1 protein-coding gene is annotated in these 1939 nt (G+C 76.9%); it reads right to left on the reverse strand.

The window, feature by feature from the left end:
* Nucleotides 1-1939: acyltransferase domain-containing protein (locus tag ND748_RS30935; protein WP_251749850.1), on the reverse strand; the 1939-nt coding region annotated here is incomplete at both ends.

Here is a 1939-nt window from a genome sequence, read left to right on the forward strand (position 1 = left end):
GCGTCGCCCAGGACCAGCCAGCGGGCGGGTGCGCTGCGTTGACCGTCCGTGGGCGCCGGGCGCGGCGCGGGCTGCCATTCCAGCCGATACAGCCAGTCGTCCGCGACGCGGTTCGGGCCGGCCGGGTCGGGCGGCGAGGCGGCGTCGGGTCGGACGTCGCGGTGCAGGTAACGCAGACCCTCGATGCGCGCCACCGGCGTCCCGTCCGCGGCCAGCAGATCCGCCTCGCCATGCAGCACGCCGACGTCGGCGCGTTCCAGCCGGCCGTGGCAGTAGCGCGCCGTCGACGGGTCCCCCAGCAGGCGGATCTCACCGACGCCGGCGGGCAGGATCAGGCCCTCGACGCCGCCGAGGACGGCGGGCAGGCACGCCAGCAGCGCCTGTGCGCAGGCGTCGAGCAGCACGGGGTGCACGGACAGGGCGTGCGGGATGGTGGTCGCGGCGGTGGGTATCGCCAGGGCCGCCCAGACGCTGCGCCCGTCGGCGGACAGGTGCAGACCGGTGAGAGCGGCGAAGGCGGGACCGTGGTCGATGCCCCGCGCGAGCAGGTCTTCGCGGAGCCGGCGGACGTCGCACGGGTGGGGATGCGCGGCGGCGCGGGCGGCGAGGGAGTCGCCTGCATGCACCGGCCGGCCGGTGGGGGTGCCGTCGCCGCCCGGGGGGCCGGGAGCGAGGGCCGGCTCGTGGGCCCGGTGCAGGGTGGCGACGCTGTGCCGGACCCAGCCGTCGTCCCCGCCGGTGCCGCCACCACGGTTGAAGATCTCGCACCGAGCCTGGTCGGAGCCCTGCGGTGTGACGGTGACCGTGAGATCGGTGTGGGCGTCGAGGACGAGGAGGTCCTCGAAGGCGATGTCGGTGACGCGCAGGTGGTGCGGCTCGGCGCCGAACGCCTGGCCGGCGACGGTGAGCGCCAGCGCGCTGTAGGCGGCGCCCGGCAGGACCGCCCGGCCGTTGACGCGATGGTCGGCGAGCCAGGGGACGGCCGAGGTCCCGACGTCGGCCCGCCAGAGGTGGCGCACCTGCCCGCCTGGAATCTCGGTGTGCGTTCCCGGCAGCGGCGGACTCCCCGGCCGCGGCAGCCCGTCGCCCGCCACGCCGTCGCCTGCCGCGCTGTCGCCCGCCACGCCGTCGCCCGCCGCGGAGGTGGACGGGGACCCGGGGGTGGGGACGGGGGTCGGGGCGCCGTGGGTCGAGGCGGATTCGGTCACCCAGTGACGTCGGCGATCGAGGGTGAGCGGGGGGAGGTCGACGAGGGCGCCCGTCGGGTAGAGGGCACTCCAGTCGACCGGGACGCCGACGCAGTGGGCGGCGGCGAGCTGGGCGCGGAAGATCCCGCGGCCGTCCTCGTCGCGGCGCAGGGTGGGCAGGACGACGGGTTCGCGGCGGCTGTCGGCGAGCGTGTCGGTGATCGAGCGTGTCACCACCGGCTGCGGGGAGACCTCGATGAAGACCCGATGGCCGTCGGCGGCGGCCGCCCGCACCGCGGCGGCGAACCGGACGGGCCGGCGCAGGTTCGCCGCCCAGTAGTCGGCGTCGAACGCGGGGACGGCCCCGGGCTGCTCGGCGACGGTGGAGTAGAAGCGCAGCCGGGGCGACACCGGTTGGAGCTGCGCGAGTTCGTGGGTGAGTTCGGGGAGCAGGGCGTCGACCTGCGGGCAGTGGGAGGCGACGTCGACGGCGATGCGATGGGTGGGGATCCCGCGCTCGGTCCAGTGGGCGACGAGCTCGTCGACCCGCCGGGCGGCCCCGGCGACGACGGTTGAGCCCGGCGCGGCCAGCACGGCGATGGACACCTCGCCGCCGCCGCCGTTCGCCGCCAGCTCGGCGTCGACCTTGTCGGGGTCGAGGGCGACGGTGGCCATCGCGCCCGCGCCGGCGATGCGGGTGAGCAGGCGGGAGCGTCGGCAGATGACGCGGGCGCCGTCGGCCGGGGTCAGGG

Origin of the sequence: Frankia sp. AiPs1 (genome assembly GCF_023716945.1) — a bacterium.
Lineage (GTDB): Bacteria > Actinomycetota > Actinomycetes > Frankiales > Frankiaceae > Frankia.